The organism is Desulfovibrio psychrotolerans, assembly GCF_013340305.1.
GTDB classification, from domain to species: Bacteria; Desulfobacterota; Desulfovibrionia; order Desulfovibrionales; family Desulfovibrionaceae; genus Halodesulfovibrio; species Halodesulfovibrio psychrotolerans.
Genome location: NZ_BLVP01000024.1, coordinates 1 through 630, shown reverse-complemented (window position 1 = coordinate 630; position 630 = coordinate 1). Strand labels below are relative to the sequence as shown.

At 62.9% G+C, this 630-nt stretch carries 1 protein-coding gene; it reads right to left on the bottom strand.

What is annotated here, in order from left to right:
• Nucleotides 1–39: 39 nt before the first annotated feature.
• Nucleotides 40–630 (bottom strand): VWA domain-containing protein (locus tag HUV26_RS13515; protein WP_174410672.1); only part of this gene is annotated, 591 nt, incomplete at its 5' end.

Here is a 630-nt window from a genome sequence, read left to right as displayed (position 1 = left end):
GGGGGTATGGGAACCAGCCGCCAGTGACGGGCAGCCGGATTACAGGGGACGGGGAAGAAGCGCTGTGCGCAGCAGGCCGAACATGGCGGGAGCGAGCTCGGGCAACTCCCCTATGGCTGTGCTGGTATGCGGGAGCAGACCTTGGACTGCAGCCGACATGATGCCGATGCCGTAGAGCTCCACACCGATACGGGCAGCCGTGTGCATGGCGTCGGCTGTTGCTTGATGGCAGTCGGGCTCGCCATCGGTCATGATCAGGATGAGCTTGCGGGATTCCGGCAGGGGGAGCATCTGTTGCAGCACCCACCACAGGGCCGGGCCGAGGGGGGTCTGTCCTCCTGCCGCCATGCTGAAATGTGTGTGCATCTTCTGGCCATGGCGGACGAGAGGCTTTACCGAGTTCCACATGGTGTGTTCGGTATACTCTGCCGGAAAGGCGGTGACGCCCACGTTGATGCCGGTCTGTTCCAGCGCCTTGGCAACCGCATAGGTGGCCTGTACGGCAAGGTCGATGCGTTTGCGCATGGAGCCCGAGCAATCCAGCAGGATGTGCACCGCCGTGTTGATGCCGGGACGCTGGATATGGCGCAGAAAGAGGCGGGGATCATGGACCGCGACCTTGTGAAGATT